This is a genomic window from Microcoleus sp. bin38.metabat.b11b12b14.051, from assembly GCF_013299165.1.
In the GTDB taxonomy this organism is placed as follows: Bacteria; Cyanobacteriota; Cyanobacteriia; order Cyanobacteriales; family Microcoleaceae; genus Microcoleus.
On record NZ_JAAFKD010000001.1, the window covers coordinates 459,265 to 474,411 of the forward strand.

The 15,147-nt window shown below is 45.7% G+C and carries 15 protein-coding genes; 8 read left to right on the top strand and 7 right to left on the bottom strand.

The window, feature by feature from the left end; translation table 11 throughout:
* Positions 1-57: 57 nt before the first annotated feature.
* The 3 genes from QZW47_RS02035 to QZW47_RS02045 form a co-directional block, all read right to left on the bottom strand.
* The gene (locus tag QZW47_RS02035) at positions 58-1,032 is read right to left on the bottom strand and encodes a DUF6745 domain-containing protein (RefSeq protein WP_293123002.1); all 975 of its coding nucleotides are present in this window, start codon (positions 1,030-1,032) and stop codon (positions 58-60) included.
* 41 nt (positions 1,033-1,073) lie between these two features.
* The gene (locus QZW47_RS02040; RefSeq protein WP_293123004.1) at positions 1,074-2,378 is read right to left on the bottom strand and encodes a transposase; all 1,305 of its coding nucleotides are present in this window, start codon (positions 2,376-2,378) and stop codon (positions 1,074-1,076) included.
* An 82-nt stretch (positions 2,379-2,460) separates the two neighbouring features.
* Positions 2,461-2,871 carry a leucine-rich repeat domain-containing protein gene (locus QZW47_RS02045; protein ID WP_293123007.1) on the bottom strand — a complete coding sequence of 137 codons (411 nt, stop codon included), beginning with the start codon at positions 2,869-2,871 and terminating at the stop codon, positions 2,461-2,463.
* A 296-nt stretch (positions 2,872-3,167) separates the two neighbouring features.
* Between QZW47_RS02045 and QZW47_RS02050 the strand changes: the two genes are divergently transcribed.
* Positions 3,168-3,317, top strand: a complete 150-nt coding sequence (locus QZW47_RS02050) for a hypothetical protein (RefSeq protein ID WP_293123010.1) — start codon at positions 3,168-3,170, stop codon at positions 3,315-3,317.
* Between the two features lie 11 nt (positions 3,318-3,328).
* Here QZW47_RS02050 and QZW47_RS02055 read toward each other — a convergent pair whose 3' ends face one another.
* The 3 genes from QZW47_RS02055 to QZW47_RS02065 form a co-directional block, all read right to left on the bottom strand.
* Positions 3,329-3,622 carry a hypothetical protein gene (locus QZW47_RS02055; RefSeq protein ID WP_293123013.1) on the bottom strand — a complete coding sequence of 98 codons (294 nt, stop codon included), beginning with the start codon at positions 3,620-3,622 and terminating at the stop codon, positions 3,329-3,331.
* Positions 3,623-3,799: 177 nt separating this feature from the next.
* Complete coding sequence (locus QZW47_RS02060; RefSeq protein WP_293123016.1) at positions 3,800-3,973, bottom strand: hypothetical protein; 174 nt, start codon at positions 3,971-3,973, stop codon at positions 3,800-3,802.
* Positions 3,974-4,008: 35 nt separating this feature from the next.
* Positions 4,009-6,831 carry a diguanylate cyclase gene (locus QZW47_RS02065; protein ID WP_293123019.1) on the bottom strand — a complete coding sequence of 941 codons (2,823 nt, stop codon included), beginning with the start codon at positions 6,829-6,831 and terminating at the stop codon, positions 4,009-4,011.
* Between the two features lie 204 nt (positions 6,832-7,035).
* Here QZW47_RS02065 and QZW47_RS02070 point away from each other — a divergent pair, with 204 nt between their 5' ends.
* The 6 genes from QZW47_RS02070 to QZW47_RS02095 all read left to right on the top strand — a co-directional run bounded on the left by QZW47_RS02070 (position 7,036) and on the right by QZW47_RS02095 (position 13,174).
* The gene (locus QZW47_RS02070) at positions 7,036-7,251 is read left to right on the top strand and encodes a hypothetical protein (RefSeq protein ID WP_293123022.1); all 216 of its coding nucleotides are present in this window, start codon (positions 7,036-7,038) and stop codon (positions 7,249-7,251) included.
* Between the two features lie 128 nt (positions 7,252-7,379).
* Positions 7,380-8,063 carry a class I SAM-dependent methyltransferase gene (locus QZW47_RS02075; protein ID WP_293123025.1) on the top strand — a complete coding sequence of 228 codons (684 nt, stop codon included), beginning with the start codon at positions 7,380-7,382 and terminating at the stop codon, positions 8,061-8,063.
* A 381-nt stretch (positions 8,064-8,444) separates the two neighbouring features.
* On the top strand, positions 8,445-8,990 hold the full coding sequence (locus QZW47_RS02080) for an RNA 2'-phosphotransferase (protein ID WP_293123028.1): 546 nt from the start codon (positions 8,445-8,447) through the stop codon (positions 8,988-8,990).
* A 71-nt stretch (positions 8,991-9,061) separates the two neighbouring features.
* Complete coding sequence (locus QZW47_RS02085; RefSeq protein WP_293123031.1) at positions 9,062-10,270, top strand: AAA family ATPase; 1,209 nt, start codon at positions 9,062-9,064, stop codon at positions 10,268-10,270.
* A gap of 263 nt (positions 10,271-10,533) precedes the next feature.
* Entirely contained in the window at positions 10,534-12,720 is a 2,187-nt protein-coding gene (locus QZW47_RS02090; protein WP_293123034.1) for a PAS domain S-box protein, read from the top strand.
* A gap of 160 nt (positions 12,721-12,880) precedes the next feature.
* Positions 12,881-13,174, top strand: a complete 294-nt coding sequence (locus QZW47_RS02095) for a TIGR03792 family protein (protein ID WP_293123037.1) — start codon at positions 12,881-12,883, stop codon at positions 13,172-13,174.
* 715 nt (positions 13,175-13,889) lie between these two features.
* On the opposite strand, the gene QZW47_RS02100 is transcribed toward QZW47_RS02095, so the two are convergent.
* Complete coding sequence (locus QZW47_RS02100) at positions 13,890-14,060, bottom strand: hypothetical protein (protein ID WP_293123041.1); 171 nt, start codon at positions 14,058-14,060, stop codon at positions 13,890-13,892.
* Positions 14,061-14,187: 127 nt separating this feature from the next.
* Between QZW47_RS02100 and QZW47_RS02105 the strand changes: the two genes are divergently transcribed.
* Entirely contained in the window at positions 14,188-15,018 is an 831-nt protein-coding gene (locus tag QZW47_RS02105) for a hypothetical protein (protein ID WP_293123044.1), read from the top strand.
* Positions 15,019-15,147 lie beyond the last annotated feature (129 nt).

The following is a 15,147-nucleotide window of genomic DNA, read 5'->3' on the forward strand; positions in this document are numbered from 1 at the left end:
TTTAACAATTGGCCTAAGATTGATGATGGTAGCAATACGTTTTTAAATTAGAATTACTCAAGTTTGCACGGAAAACTCGTCTGCGTCAATGTCCCAGTTTACCCAGCGAATTGCCTCGCGGGCGGATGTCATATTAGGAGGCACTCGCAGGGCATGAATGAATCCCGTGCTCGGACAAGTCATTTTTAACAGATAAATTGGCTCAACATCCGCATTATCGATTTGTAGTAGAGTGTATTCTTGCCAAGAATCTAATTCTGCTGCTTGCAATTCGCAGCAAATTTTATCATAACCAATTCCCTGAATTAATACTCGTCTTAATTCAGCATTCTTTTCCTCTAAAATCCAGGTAGATTCCCACCTATCCGGGTGAATTTGTCCGTATTTTTCGGGTAATGTTACGCCATGATAGGAATAGATTTTGTAACCATCGGCAAATTCCAGTGCAGCTTCCCCTTCTGCGTGGAGGCGGTATTCGCTGTCTAGGCGAAGCGCAGAAGGGCGATCGCACACAATGCAGATATCATCCAAGGGAAAAATCCAGCCGCATTTTGCTACAATTTGTTTCAGACATTCAAAAAGTTTCTGTGCCTCTGGAGCGATCGGAATGCTAAAGGCAGAAACCCATAATTCAGCAAGAGGGAGATCCATAACAATGTATCTTGGACTTAAGTATGTCCTGTAATAGTCAGAAATTTCTACAATCAATTGTGCTTCTAACTGTGACTCCCATCTAATTAACTCGCTAGATCCCCTCTGCCATCCTGTCAGTAAGGACAAGGGGTGCAGCGCATCTTGTACCAGTTTTTTAAGTCGATAGATCAACTTAGTTTCATTCGCCCTCTTCAGCATTGCTAATTCTGCTAATGCTTTCTTAGGACTACTGTAAAAAGTTATTTCAGGGGCTTCTAAACCAAGGCATAAATAGGCGACTTCAACTGCCACTGTGGCTTGATGACGATTTATTGATTCGGTAGAGTTGCCGAGAGTTTCCCACGAATAATGATGATACGCTTCTTCGATGACAGCCATCTGTTCAGGTGTAAGGTTTAGATCCAGAACATTCAAATTAGTTAGAGATTGCAGGGGTTTGACATCTCCCCAGCCCGAGTCATAGACGGGGATTCATAAGACCATAATTTGAGTCTTACAGGTGCTGACAAATCACCTCTACCAACTCCACTTAGATCCAATCCAAGTATTGTTGCTACTTTTCGACCAATATTTGCACACCCATTGCAGTCTGCATTAATTAGCCATCCTTTCGCAGTCCGATATAATCCACGCTTAATTCTGCTTCCAGAAGCTTTCCACCCTTCGGGTTTTTCGCCGAATGTAGGCAGTTCATCGCCATCTAGAAAAGAACTTTTTGAGGTATAGGATTCTTCAGTATCGACGAATTTTATTCCGTACTGTTTGCACAGTTGAGCAATTCTCTCTTTTAACCGACCCGTGGGAATTTGCACAAATTTTTGATTCGTCTTTGTACCGAGATTTATCGAATATTTCTGATTTTTGTTCCAGCCAAATATGACTGTACCAATCTTGGAGGATACACAATGATTGATGACTTTACGAGCAGCTTTATTAACTGCGTCCCGCATTGTTCTATTTCTGCTTTCGGTTAGCCGTTCCAGTCTTTTAGACCAGAATCCGTTGTCTTTTCCAGACATCAAGGCTGCAACTCGCTTATTATAGCCTTGGTTGATAGACTTGAGATGCTTTCCGTCTACGATGAATGAAGTTCCAGTATTGCTAACGCAAGTTATCCAGTTGTCCATCCCATGATCGATCATCAACACAGAGTCAACATTTACCTCAGATTGGATAGTTGCTTTTCGGCAAACTAATTCTAGATAAAAACACCCGTTTTTCGGCAATATCCTGTATTCCCGAATAGCAGAATGCTCTAAGTTAGATGGCATCGGCAAACAGAACGAATCAATTCCAAACCAAGCTTTGACCTTGTTTCCTAATGGAAATCGTAACATTCCATTTTTTAATTTAACCGATCTACCTGTAAATGTAACCAAGGCTAATCCGCCTTGTCTGTATCCAGGAAGTCTTGGGCATTGCGCCACTGTCCCTTCTTTGAATCCAGTCAGCAAGCCTAAATAGGAGTTGAAAGACTCAGCGACGCTCGTCAATATTTGTTGTGCGGTATCCGAATAGAAAGCTTTGTAATGAATGTTTTTATTTTCAGTTCCTAGAACTTTATGTAACTTGCCTCTAGTCGGTATCCTTCCGGTTTTGAAGAAGAGTTGTCGGGCATAGTAAATCCCACAATTTATTAACTTTGAGGCTTCACTGCACAAAAAATCTAGGACGGCTTTTAAGTCTTTGTCGGGATTAATTAAATTTTGCTGGCATCCATACATTCTGTTTTACTCCTTGATTTATGGTAGCATATTGTGGTTGATTTAAGATTAAAATATGCTGACCCAAAACCAATCCCAGAAATCAAGAAGGCGGTTGAAACCGCAGCCGCGTTCCTCCCCTTGTCGTTAGCCCGGGGCTTCCCGCTCGTTTTTCGGTGATGTCTGATATTTTATTGCCGCTCAGATACAGATCAGTCAAATGAGTCAAAGATTGCAGGCGTGTGATGTCTGATATTTTATTATTGTACAGATTCAGAGAAGTCAAATGAGTCAGAGATTGCAAAGGTGTGATGTCTGATATTTGATTTTCGCTCAGATTCAGATAATTCCTACTTGACAGTATCTGGTTCGCTTCATAAATGTCAGAAATGCCAGCTTTATTTAACAGCACCTCAAGTGTATTTCTTGCTGCTTCACAAAGGCTGTCTTTGTGCAAGCACCAGTCGGCAAAGCTGCTGAAAGTTATCGATGGTTTTGGTTGTTGTTCTGACATAAAATTGTTGTAAATTAGGAGGAGATGATACTACTTTATGACTCGCACGGGTGAACGAAGGGAATTTGGAGTCGGAAAATTGCGGTTAATTATCCCGGATTTGCGCTGTAATTTTATTTGTTGGGTGGCAAGAAACCGGGTTTCTCTGCAAATTTGGGTTCAGTACGAGACATTTTGGAAGAAACCCGGTTTCTGGGATTTGGGTAGGATTCCCTACAACTGAATAACGGGGATAAATCACCCTGATTTCGTATAATTCAGTGGCTGCTAATTCTTGACAAAGGCGATCGCCCAAAATGACATCCAATGCTGCGATCGCCGATCGCACAATAACCCACTTTAATCATTTCCTCCGCGTGCGATCGCACGCGGAGGGCCAGTGGAAAGCGCGAACACTCTCCACTTTTCGCGATAAACCCGAATCTGAGCTTCTTGTGCTGGCGTGAGTTTTTTAACCTTAGTCTGAGACATACCGCCAACCTTGGGGCTCGTATTCCCGCTGAATTCGCACCATCCAATTACCTTCAGGAATGGCGATCGCGTGGTGCTCTTCGTGACTCAATAAAGCTGTCGGCGAAAGCACCCGCAAGTACAGAGTACCGTCTTTTTCGTACAGTTCGGCTTGTCCCTCAACAATCCGGTGAGAATGTCCCGTGACTTCACCTTCGGCGAGGGTGAGGTGAGATTTTTTTTCTCCTGCGATTTGCGGTACGGGGGTGAGAATTACGTCGCCTTGTCGGATGGGTTGCATAGGTTTTTTCTAATTTTTATTTGCTGATTAGTCTTGAACGCACGGGTAGTCAGAAACCGGGTTTTTTACGAAAATACTCGATGACAGCCTTTGATATCGATAAAAACCCGGTTTCTAGGCCTGTTGATGCGTTTGGGACTGGTAGTGTCGAGCGAGCTTTTCTATCACAACCTTATACTACATTTGTTGCGAAAATGAGAAGTTTTTGTCAAACTGCGATCGTATCGTTTCTGCTTGCATGGGAATAATATTTTTCGCCCTGGCCGATCGCGAATCCTCATCGTAATTGCCGATCGCGATCGAGACCCTCGCACTACAATATAATTGCGATTGACAAATGACTATTGACAAATGACTATTGACAAATGACTATTGACAAATGACTATTATCCTTCAAATGCTGCAACCGAAACCCGATCGCGCCCAGCCTCTTTCGCCCGATAAAGCGACTCATCGGCGATCGCAATTAACGTCCCCGGCTGCGACATCGGCGCCGGAATGCAGCAAGCGACACCCAAACTCAGCGTCACGTATTCGCTGACACCAGACTTGGCGTGAAGTATCCGCAAATCCCGCACCTGTTGCGCGATTTTATCGGCCACGCAAGCCGCACCCTGAATATCCGTATTGGGCAAAACTATGGCAAATTCTTCTCCACCGTAACGCGCTACTAAATCAGCCGATCGCTTTACCGATTTCTGGAGAACCTGCGCCACTTGCCGCAAACACTCATCACCCGCTTGGTGGCCGTAAGTGTCGTTATAAAGTTTGAAATAATCGATATCGCACATAATCAAAGATAGCGGTGCTTCTTCCCTCGCCAAACGCCGCCATTCCGTATCGAGATATTCATTAAAACAGCGGCGGTTTCTCACCTCAGTCAAACTGTCGTAAGTTGCCAAATACTGCAAGGCTCGATTCACCGTTTCCAACTGCCGTTTTTGCTGCTGCAACTGGCGGTTGAGCGCCGTCAACTGCTGTTCGGCTGCGTGGGTTCTGAGCAAATTTCTCACCCTCGCTAGCAGTTCCCTCTCGTCAAAAGGCTTGGCAATATAATCGTCAGCACCAGCATCCAAACTTTCGATCCGAGCTTCCATTCCCGATCGCCCTGTCAAAAAGATTACCGGAGTCGAACTCAATTCTGGCGTGTTCCGAATCTCCTTGAGCAAATCCAGCCCGTTTTGTCGGGGCATGATTTGGTCGCTCAAAATCAAATTCGGCTGCAAACTTTTGGCTTTTTCTAAACCTTCAATCCCGTCCCTTGCCACGGCAACTCGATAGTATGGACTCAATAAGGTTTTGAGGTAATCCAGCAGAAAATTGTTGTCTTCAACTACCAGCAATAGTGGTAATTCTCGGCTGTCTGTTGTTGATTCTTCGCCGTTATTTGGACAGTCAAAACTTTGAGACTCCGACAGCCCTGGTGCAGGTGCGATCGCCCCAACAGTTCCCGCGTCTTCGCCGCCGAATCCAGTCAGCCCGGCCAATTGGGCGATCGCGTTCACCAACTGATTCGCGGACACAGGCTTCGACAAATGCCTCTGAAACCCCGCAGACAGCGCCGATGCCGAATCCTCCTCACGGACGCCTCCCGTGAGGGCTACCGCCGGCAGCAGTTCCCTTTGCTCGGACATTTCCATGGCTCTGACGCGGCCGATCAAATCGCAGCCGTCTGCTTCGGGTACCGCCATATCGCTCACCAACACGTCGGGGCGCGACTTTTGCAACTCGGCCATCGCTTCGCAAGCGCTACCCACTGCTGTTACCTTGGCTCCGAATGCTTCCAGGCCTGTTTTGAGAAATTCCCGGATCTCGGGGTTGCTGTCCACTATCAGGACTTGCTTGGACGCTAGGGGTTTGGACACAGATCCGGGTCTGCTTTCGATTTTGCCGATCGCCAAAGCGTGATCGCTCGTATTGTTGGTGTGGGCGATCGGTAGCTGCACCGCAAAGGTCGCTCCCTGTCCCAGCCCGGGACTCTGGGCCGAAACAGTTCCCCCGTGCAGTTCCACCAACTGTCGCACAATTGAGAGCCCTAAACCGAGGCGGTTTTGTTCTTTGGTTTTCCAGCTATCTGCGGGGCGGAAGTAGTCGAAGATGTAAGGCAGAAACTTGGGTTCGATCCCGCAACCGCTGTCGCCTACGCCGATCGACGCGCCATCCGGGGTAGGCTCGACCCGCACCCTGATTGGCTCTGGTGTTGCTGCTGGGGTGAATTTGATGGCGTTGGCTATCAGGTTCCAGATTATTTGCCCGAAGCGTTCTGCATCGACCGAAATGTAGTTGATGGCGGGGTCGAAATGTGTTTCTATGCGGATGTTTTTGGCCCTCGCCGCGGGGCGGAGGGTGTCGATCGCCGATTCTATGACAGACGGCAGGTGAACCGAGCTGATGTTGAGCTGCACTTTCCCTCGCAACAGCCGCGACAGATCGAGGAGATTGTCTATTTGTCGATTCTGCAATTTGGCGTTGTTTTCGATGATTTCCAAAGCGCGGTTGGTGGTGGCTTCGTTTAACTTGCGCGATCGAGCTAGTTGTACCCATCCCAAAATCGCGCTGAGGGGCGATCGCAGTTCGTGTCCCGCGATGCCCAAAAATTCGTCTTTGGCGCGGTTGGCTGCGGCTTGGGCTGTTTCAACGGCTTTGCGATCGGTGATGTCGAATCCGATCGCCAAATACTGACTGGCTTTTCCCTGAAAGTCCAACAGCGGAACTACTGCTGCGTGCACCCAATAATCGCTGCCATTCTTAGCTCGATTCTTAATTTCTCCTTGCCAAACTTCATTTTTGGCAACAGTTGACAGCAGATTTTTGATTAATTCCGAAGACTTATATTCCGAGTGCAGGATGCTGAAATGGCAGCCGATCAGTTCGGTACACGAATAGTTAGAAATACTACAAACTAGATCGCTGACATAGTTGATAATTCCTCGGGCGTCGGTTCTCACCGCCAGTGTCGATCGGTCGATCGCTACTTTAAAATCCAAACATTCTGGCAGCGACGAATCTAGTTCTTTTGTCGTAGAAATTTGACCGGGGCGATCGGGCGCGTTTGGTGGCTGGCGCTCTGGCCACTCCTTGCTCCGCTGTTGGATTTCCATTGCTTCTATTTTCCCCTGACGGCTGACAGCTAATCTACTCGCATCCTGATTCATTATCACTGTTTTTTTTACCCACGTTGGCGGGTGCAATATTTTGTATATTTTCATTGGCATGAAAACTGGGCTGTCGGCACCTCCACTCGGAAGTCATATTATTTGAGATTTCATATCTGAGATTAGGAATGACTGATCGCGATCGGGGTTTGGTTCGCGGGCAAAGCAGTTGTATTATTTTTATAAAATGTATTCACGTCAGATTTTATAGGGAGTTGAGACTAAATTTTGTCAATCTGAGGGCATATTTTCTCAGATATGCCCGCTGTGCCCAGGGGTACGAACACCCAAATTTTTTCTGACGATTACCATCCCACAGCACGTACAAAATCTACTCTGCCGCAGGCTTTCGAGTTTCCGGCATTCTGTCTCACCTCCAGAAGCCAGATATATGTGCAAGGCTTGACGCTCAAATACTGGGCGGGGAAAGGGCAAACCAAGTCTGTTTTTGCGATCGCCCGCCACTTCTATTAAATTATTTTTTCCTGCGTCTTGACAGCTCTGTAAATATTTTGTATTATATATTGTATTATACTTAAAACGAGAGAGCAGTCCTACTGCATTAACGCACTCAAGTATTAACAATTTGAGGAAATTTTTCTGTGAATTTAGACGATGTACGCCAGCAATTTGAACAAAGAGCATTTGATTATGACGGTTTAATTCCCCGCCTCATTCCGCACTATCGCGAGCAACACCAAATAATCTTGCAATTAATCGATTTTGAAACCAATGCTAACATAAAACTTCTCGATTTAGGGGCGGGAACTGGCATACTGTCAGCCATGATTTTGCAAGCATTTCCTCAAGCCAATGTCACAGCCTTTGACATGGCAGAAAATATGCTAAAAGTTTGTCAAACAAACTTGTCCACTTTCGGAGAAAGGCTGACATTGCAGCAGGGAAATTTCGCCGAAGATGATTTCGGCAGCGGTTACGATTTGGTAGTTTCAGGGTTAGCAATCCACCACCTCGACGGCGAAGGAAAACAAAAGCTATTTCACAAACTTTTTGAGTCAATGAATGCCGGGGGAATCTTGCTAATCCGAGATATTGTCACAGGTGCTACCCCAAAGCTGACCGAGCAATACGAACATTTGTGGCGCCAGTACATCAAAGCTAATGGAGAAGACGATGCAGCGTGTTTTAACAGCTACCTAAAAGAAGATATTCCCTCTTCTGTGGAAGAGCAGACAAGGTGGCTTTCCGAAGCGGGTTTTGCCGACGCAGCTTGTCATTGGCGCTATCTCAATTTTGCTATTTTTGGCGGAGTTGTCCCAAAGTAGAAGGGAGAATCTTTGATAACTATCAAAAGCTATTGTAGGGTGCGTCAGGGATGAATATTTTGACTGCCTGCTCAAGAAAATTCCCCCTGACGCACCCTAGGATTAGTTAGCTCACATTGGGATAAATTTAAGACTAAAATTAATCACAAATATCGCTTCTAGCTTGGTCTCGCTCCCCCCTTCCCAAGGGGGGAACCGGATCGTTCTCAAAGTCCCCCTTCTTAAGGGGGATTTAGGGGGATCGAGATTCGGCTATAAATGAGAGATACACAGAATTTCAGAGTTGAGTTTACACGCATTATTCCACTCAATCATTCTCGCAGTCCAAACAGATTAAATAAACCCGATTTTCCCCAAAACAAATCAAAAAAACGTCAATAAATGAACGAGACAAGATTAGTCAAAATCAGCAGATATCTCAGCAGACACCTGCGCCACGCCCCCTCGCGCATCGGCATTCAACTCGCACCGGGGGGCTGGGTTCCTGTTAGCGAACTCCTCGATGCTTGCCAAAAAAATAACTTTCCAGTTCAGGTTGCGGAACTTAAAGAAGTAGTCGCACAAAACGACAAACAACGCTTTTCGTTCGACTCGACAGGCACTTTGATTCGTGCCAATCAAGGACACAGCGTAGAGATTGACTTGCAGTTAGAACCCGCTGTTCCCCCAGATATTTTATATCACGGAACAGGTGCGACTGCCGTCAAATCTATTCAGAGTGAAGGAATTAGGAAAATGTCGCGACATCACGTTCATTTGTCGGCGGATGTTCCAACAGCCCGTAAAGTAGGTGCCAGACACGGCATTCCGGCTGTGTTGATTGTACGTGCCGCAGCAATGCAACAGGACGGCTATACATTTTACTGCTCGGATAACAAAGTTTGGTTGGTAGACTTCGTGCCGCCGACTTATCTCAAACTCAGTTGAGAAAATCCTGTTGGGTTGTAGAAAATATGCCGCAAATATTTTACAATAGTAGTAACTAGGATTTACGGAAAATGAGTTCGGAAAATATGGGTGATAGCGATCGCAATTTCAATCAAAATAATCCTCAAAATCGAGGGCTGCTCGGCTCGGGCTGGCGACCGCTATACCGTCAATTTGATTGGGAACACCTGCTGCACCTAGTCTCTAGCGACCCTGTAGAACTCGCTCAAAAAAGTTTAGATGCAGCTAGCGACATTGCCGATGCCATGGGACGACACCAGTATACCTGGTGGGCGAATATCTTAAATGTATTCTCGGAAAATACTCGCTACGAAATTGACGAGTTTTGGGATTACATTACTCCGCAGCCTGTTTACCCTGATTATCGTTACAAAGATGTTTTAGTTACCGAAACCCCCGTGGTGCAATTGGTGAGCCGCGCTAGCATTCCCATCGACTACGTTCTCAACAAACTCCAAGAGATTACTATTTTTAAAGTTCTGGATTTGTTGGGAAAACCGGATGCGATTACCCAGTGTTTTATGGAACGGCATTTTTCTTATCCGCCGGAGCGATTTGTGAGCTGGGAACGCTTGGAGGTTTTGGGTACTGTTTATGCTTATTGGGGTCGATGCGGCTGTTGGCTGCAAATTGACAGCTACGACAGGGGAAGACGCTGCTACACTCTGATTTGCCAGGATATTGCGCCGCTGGTGAGCAAGGCTACTTACAATTTAGCGGTGATTCTCAGCGGGTATAAAAGCCGTGTCGGACAGGTTAACAGTCAGTTCCCGATTCGGAGTTTTTCTGCGGATGTTCAAAGTTTTACCGATATTGTTGAGCAGGCAATTTTGGAGCGAAATCAGTTGGCGGTTTTGGTTAGCGGTGAACCTGGGACTGGCAAAACTGCTTGGACGCAGGCGGTAGCAAAAGAGATTTTAGTGCCGCTGGGTTATGTGATCTTTATCTTAGACCACGATGCTGTAGAAAATTTTGTGCCGCCGAGTTATTTGCAGCGGATTTGCATCATTATCAACGAGGCTGATAATTTGGCTCAGGATCGATCGACTCCCCAGGCCCAACGCACTAACAAAACTGAACACATTTTGAGTTTACTCGATGGCACTCTCTATCAAAGCGTCATGGACGAAAACGGCATTCAATTTCAGCAAAAACTCGTAGTGTTGATGACTTGCAACACGACTGAAAGATTCGATCCTGCAATGCTGCGGAAAGGGCGAGTCGATTTTACCAGTGAATTTACACACAAATTTGTTTGATCGCACACGCAAATTTTCAAACCAATTAAGTAATTACACTGCTTTTGCTGCCTCAATTATTGAATAATTATGAGGAAATCTTCTGAATTTCAAGGTTGAGCGAATAATTTCTTTAGTACCTATGGACACATCCCATCAAAAATGATATTACTGATGGGTGATACCCTCTAAGGGTGTCACCCATAACAGGAAATCAGGGGAAGAGTGCTTTTGGTCTAAAACAGATTTTTTTAACTTGACAGCTATGGAGGATATCCCAAATCGTGCAAACTAAGCCAGTGAAGCAAAAAATTCGACTGGGAATGTATGCCGGCCCGATCGCCCACCAACAACCCGCAGAGGCAGCCGTGTCTGAAAGTCAAGAGGGATTTCGGCGGTTTGTGGAGCGCTCCGCCGACGCCGTAGCAATGGTAGATTGTGAAATGCGCTATATCTGCGTTTCTCGTCGCTGGCAAACAGATTGGGGTGTCTGCCCAAGCGAGGCGCGAGGCCGAACTCATGGGGAATTTTTCCCGAATATCCCGGAATATTGGCAGCAAAACGCCCGCGCTTGTTTGGCTGGAGTTTTGGAATATAGCGAATTTGTGGCAGCGAGTTCGCCCCCATCTGTAACAGAAAAAACGGAAGAATCCGTCGGTGCGCCAGTCAAATGGGCATTTTGGCCGTGGAAAAATAGCTCGGGTGCGATCGGCGGTTTAATCTTGTTTGCTGAAAAAATAGCTGACAGAACTTGTCACAATACATGGACGCCAAATTACCAAAACAGGCAGTTAGAAACAAAATTACAACTAACTCAAACTGCTCTAGACAATGCTGCTGATACAGTTTTTTTGAGTACATCAGACGGTAAAATTTGCTACGCCAATAAAGCCGCTTGCGATCGGGGAGGCTACTTGGAATCAGAACTGCTAAACCTGAGGATGAGCGACATCGATTCGCAGTTATCAGCATCGGATTGGCAAGCACACTGGGATCAACTCAAGCAGCAAAGCAACCTAACTTTTGAAACCACTTACCAAACCAAAGACGGCGCCAGTTTTTCCGTCGAAGTCCAAGTCAATTATTTAGCATACGGCGGCTGCGAATACTGCTGCGCGATCGCTCGCGACATTTCTGCTCGCCTCGCAGCACAATCAGCTCTTGTAGACGCAAAAGAGCAACTTCAAGCCGTCTTGGACGCCGTACCCGGATTAGTTTCTTGGGTAAGTTCTGATTTCCGCTACTTGGGAGTAAACCGACATTTAGCTAATGCTTACCAAATGCCTGGGCAAGTATTTGTCGGTCAAAAAATAGGTTTTATACAGAACAGCCAAAAATTTAACGATTTAGTATACGAGTTTTTTGCCACATCAAAAAAGCAGATGTCTCAAGAAATAACAGTCAGCGTCAGAGGAGAAAACAAAAATTATTTAATAGTTGCTCAAAAATATCAAAGAAGTACGGCTGCGGTATTTGTGGGATTGGATATCACAGAAAGTAAACAATCTCTTTGGGCTTTGCAACAATCAGAAGAACGCCTGCGGCTGCAAGCGGCAAAAATTGAGAATACGCTGTTAGTTCTCCAGAAAACTCAAACTCAATTAATTCAAATAGAAAAAATGTCTTCTCTGGGGCAGTTAGTAGCAGGAATTGCTCACGAAATTAACAATCCAGTTAGTTTTATTTCCGGCAACGTCAGCCACGCCACCGGTTACATTCAAGAACTGCTGCGCTCGATCGATCTTTACCAAAAGCATTATCCCCATCCGGTGGCAGAAATTCAAAATTTCATGGAAGAATTAGACTTAGAATTTATTAAAAAAGACTTGCCAAAACTGCTAAATTCCATGAAAGTCGGCTCGCAAAGGATTCGGGATGTAGTGCGATCGCTCCGCTTGTTCTCGCGCACCGACGAAGCCGAAATGAAAACCGCAGATATCCACGAAGGTTTGGACAGTACAGTGCTGATCTTGCAAAATCGGCTGCAAGCTAAAGGGGGACGCCCGGGAATTTCTCTGATTAAGGAATACGGAAATTTGCCGCGAGTCCGCTGCTATGCGGGAGAGTTAAATCAAGTTTTCATGCACTTGTTGACAAATGCGATCGACGCTTTGGAAGAAGGGGGCAGAAATCCAGAAAAGTATAGTACAATGCAAAGTGAGTCTTTGTTGTCTGCGGGCGGTTCGGGATCTGAAATATTCAATCCTGAAATTCGGATTCGCACGGAAGTGATTGGGGAGAGCGAAGTAGCGATCGCCATTAGCGATAACGGCCCAGGGATGACCCAAGAAGTTCTAGGCTGCATTTTTGACCCTTTATTTACCACTAAATGTCCGACAACAAGCACAGGTTTGGGATTGGCAATATCCCAGCATTTGGTAGTAGAAAAGCACGGCGGTGAGTTGCAGTGTATTTCTCGGCTGGGAGAAGGTACTGAGTTGATCGTTAAACTTGCGATCGGTAATGATTAATTGATGTGATGGTGCTTTTACTATCAGAATGTGGCGACTACGAACTAATGTTTTATTCACGAAGTTTTGTAGGTTCGTCAGGAATGAATATGAGACGACATACCAATCATTTTTTACCTGACGCACCCTACAAAATCTCAAATCTACAATCTAAAAGAATATGGTAATTGAGTGGCTGAGATTTAAAGTACCTCCCGAAAAATGGGAAGAGTTTATTCTGCGAGATGAAGAAGTTTGGACTGCGGGACTAAGAAGTTTTTCCGGTTATTTGGGCAAAGAAGTTTGGGTGGATGCGGTGGAAAATGAGGTGGTGATGTTGATTCGCTGGAAAACTAGGGAACAGTGGAAGTCGGTGCCGCAAAGCACAATCGATGAGTTGGATGCCAAAATGGGCGATTTACAAATGCCGATCGCCGAAAGCCGCGAATATCAAGTTCGCAAGTTTTTGCATTAGTTTTTTAAGAAGTCATTGGTCATTGGTCATTGGTCATTGGTCATCTCGCCCGAAGAGCGAAGTCGAAGGGTGGTCATTGGTCATCTCGCCGAAGAGCGAAGCCGAAGGGTGGTCATTTGTCATTGGTCATTGGTCATCTCGCCCGAAGAGCGAAGCCGAAGGGTGGTCATTTGTCATTGGTCATTGGTCATCTCGCCGAAGAGCGAAGCCGAAGGGTGGTCATTTGTCATTTGTCATCTCGCCCTGAGCGAAGTCGAAGGGTGGTCATTTGTCATTTGTCATTTGTCATTTGTCATCAGGAATCAGGAAGAGGGACGAAGGAAGTTCGGCAACGAGCCATGTGCGGGATTTAACGAATGGAATAATTACCAATTACTAATTACCAATTACCAATTACCAATTTCTGAGTTTTTTTAAGCAAATCTTGCATATAGAGCTGAAATAAAATTGACTGTTAAAAAGCCTACTGCTAGGACAAGAATGATAAAAATTGTGATACTAAACATAGACTTTAGCCGATCGCCAATTCCGATTTTTTCTGAGTTCATTGGTTAATTTTTACTGTAAATTTTTGACTGACAATTGAGAACGAGTGCATTATACCAATGCGCGCCAAAAAATGCAACTTGCTAGCTAGCTCAAAACTCCTATTTCCGTCAAAAAATCACATTTTTTTTAATTTTTGATTTTTCAGGTAAAATATCAATCTAAAATCTCAAATCCGATGAGGGATTGTTTGGTTGGCGGTAGTGGCGATTGTCGATCGCTCGGGGGCGATCGCGCCCGCGTCATGTAAAATAGAGGGCGGCTTGGGTGCAGCATTTAACAGCCCCAATAGAGGGCGACAGCAAGACAGCTCCCAAATACATAATAATATGCCTGTCATCCTTAACCTACTGAATAAGGTAAAAATAGAAGAGCGCCCCGAAATAATCTAAAACATATAAGTGAAAAAAGGATAGAAATCGATGCTCCACCCAGTCTCGCAACCTTACCAACAACGAGAAAATAGTATGACCCAAAGAGTAGCACGCAAGCCAAACCCATCTGCTAGAAACCACTTGAGGCAAACTTTTCCTCAAAGGCACTGGCTGGAGGTGGCAGAGTACGCCTCTCTGGCGGCCTCTGGTTTGGGTTCCTTGGCGGTGGCTGTGTCGGGTCAAGCTTTTTACGGGGTGGCTCCGCTAACTTTGGCTTTGTCGCTGAGTGTGGCTAACCGATATCGGTTCGAGCAGCAAGCGCGGCTTCATCAGACTTCGGAACTCAGTCAAGTCCAAAAATCTGTCAATAAGGTCGAAAAAACGGCGGTGACGGTAATTGTTAAATTGCGGAGGCAGTTGTCTGCGGATATTGCAGCACTGCGCCAGCAAATGGCTGTAATGCCAAGGGCTGACGGTTTTGAGGAGTCGATCGACATCGAGCGGCAGTTGCTGAGTTTGGGAGAGTCGGTAGCTTCTTTGCAAGAAATTGTCGCCTCTGCTGTCCTCGATGTCCGCCAGCAGGTGAACGCACAACTGCAAGATTTATCGATCGGCTCGTCGGCAAATCTCCAAGCTGTAGAACAGGCGATAGAACAACTGCAAAGGGCGACGAAAGGTTTGACTGAAACTACGATCTCCCGAGACGAATGGGAAGTAGTAAATACTCGATTTTTTGAAATCCAAAAAGTCATGGCAAATCTGCAAAGCCAACTGCAATCTCCCACCCACCAATCGACTCCGGATTTGTCCGAAGTTCAAGCTCAAATTTACCGTTTGGAACACGAGCAACAAGAAGTTGTCAAACCTCACCTCAAGCGTTTAATCACTGTTGTCAAGCAGTTGCAACACACACAAGACAGTTGACAGTTGACAGTTGACAGTTGACAGCTTCTGGGTTGAGGGCGTTAATCTGTTGACAGTCAGGAAATTGACGCTTTGCCACTGATGATAGTTGACAGCTTGTCCCCTAGCAGACTGAAGGGGTGAGAGTTG

Excerpts from the sequence above, each read along its gene's own strand:
- QZW47_RS02100 (WP_293123041.1), bottom strand. The coding sequence starts at position 14,060 with ATGACAGGCATATTATTATGTATTTGGGAGCTGTCTTGCTGTCGCCCT.
- QZW47_RS02080 (WP_293123028.1), top strand. The coding sequence starts at position 8,445 with ATGAACGAGACAAGATTAGTCAAAATCAGCAGATATCTCAGCAGACAC.
- QZW47_RS02105 (WP_293123044.1), top strand. The coding sequence starts at position 14,188 with ATGACCCAAAGAGTAGCACGCAAGCCAAACCCATCTGCTAGAAACCAC.
- QZW47_RS02095 (WP_293123037.1), top strand. The coding sequence starts at position 12,881 with ATGGTAATTGAGTGGCTGAGATTTAAAGTACCTCCCGAAAAATGGGAA.
- QZW47_RS02085 (WP_293123031.1), top strand. The coding sequence starts at position 9,062 with ATGAGTTCGGAAAATATGGGTGATAGCGATCGCAATTTCAATCAAAAT.
- QZW47_RS02055 (WP_293123013.1), bottom strand. The coding sequence starts at position 3,622 with ATGCAACCCATCCGACAAGGCGACGTAATTCTCACCCCCGTACCGCAA.
- QZW47_RS02070 (WP_293123022.1), top strand. The coding sequence starts at position 7,036 with ATGCCCGCTGTGCCCAGGGGTACGAACACCCAAATTTTTTCTGACGAT.
- QZW47_RS02065 (WP_293123019.1), bottom strand. The coding sequence starts at position 6,831 with ATGAAAATATACAAAATATTGCACCCGCCAACGTGGGTAAAAAAAACA.
- QZW47_RS02050 (WP_293123010.1), top strand. The coding sequence starts at position 3,168 with ATGACATCCAATGCTGCGATCGCCGATCGCACAATAACCCACTTTAAT.
- QZW47_RS02040 (WP_293123004.1), bottom strand. The coding sequence starts at position 2,378 with ATGTATGGATGCCAGCAAAATTTAATTAATCCCGACAAAGACTTAAAA.
- QZW47_RS02035 (WP_293123002.1), bottom strand. The coding sequence starts at position 1,032 with ATGGCTGTCATCGAAGAAGCGTATCATCATTATTCGTGGGAAACTCTC.
- QZW47_RS02045 (WP_293123007.1), bottom strand. The coding sequence starts at position 2,871 with ATGTCAGAACAACAACCAAAACCATCGATAACTTTCAGCAGCTTTGCC.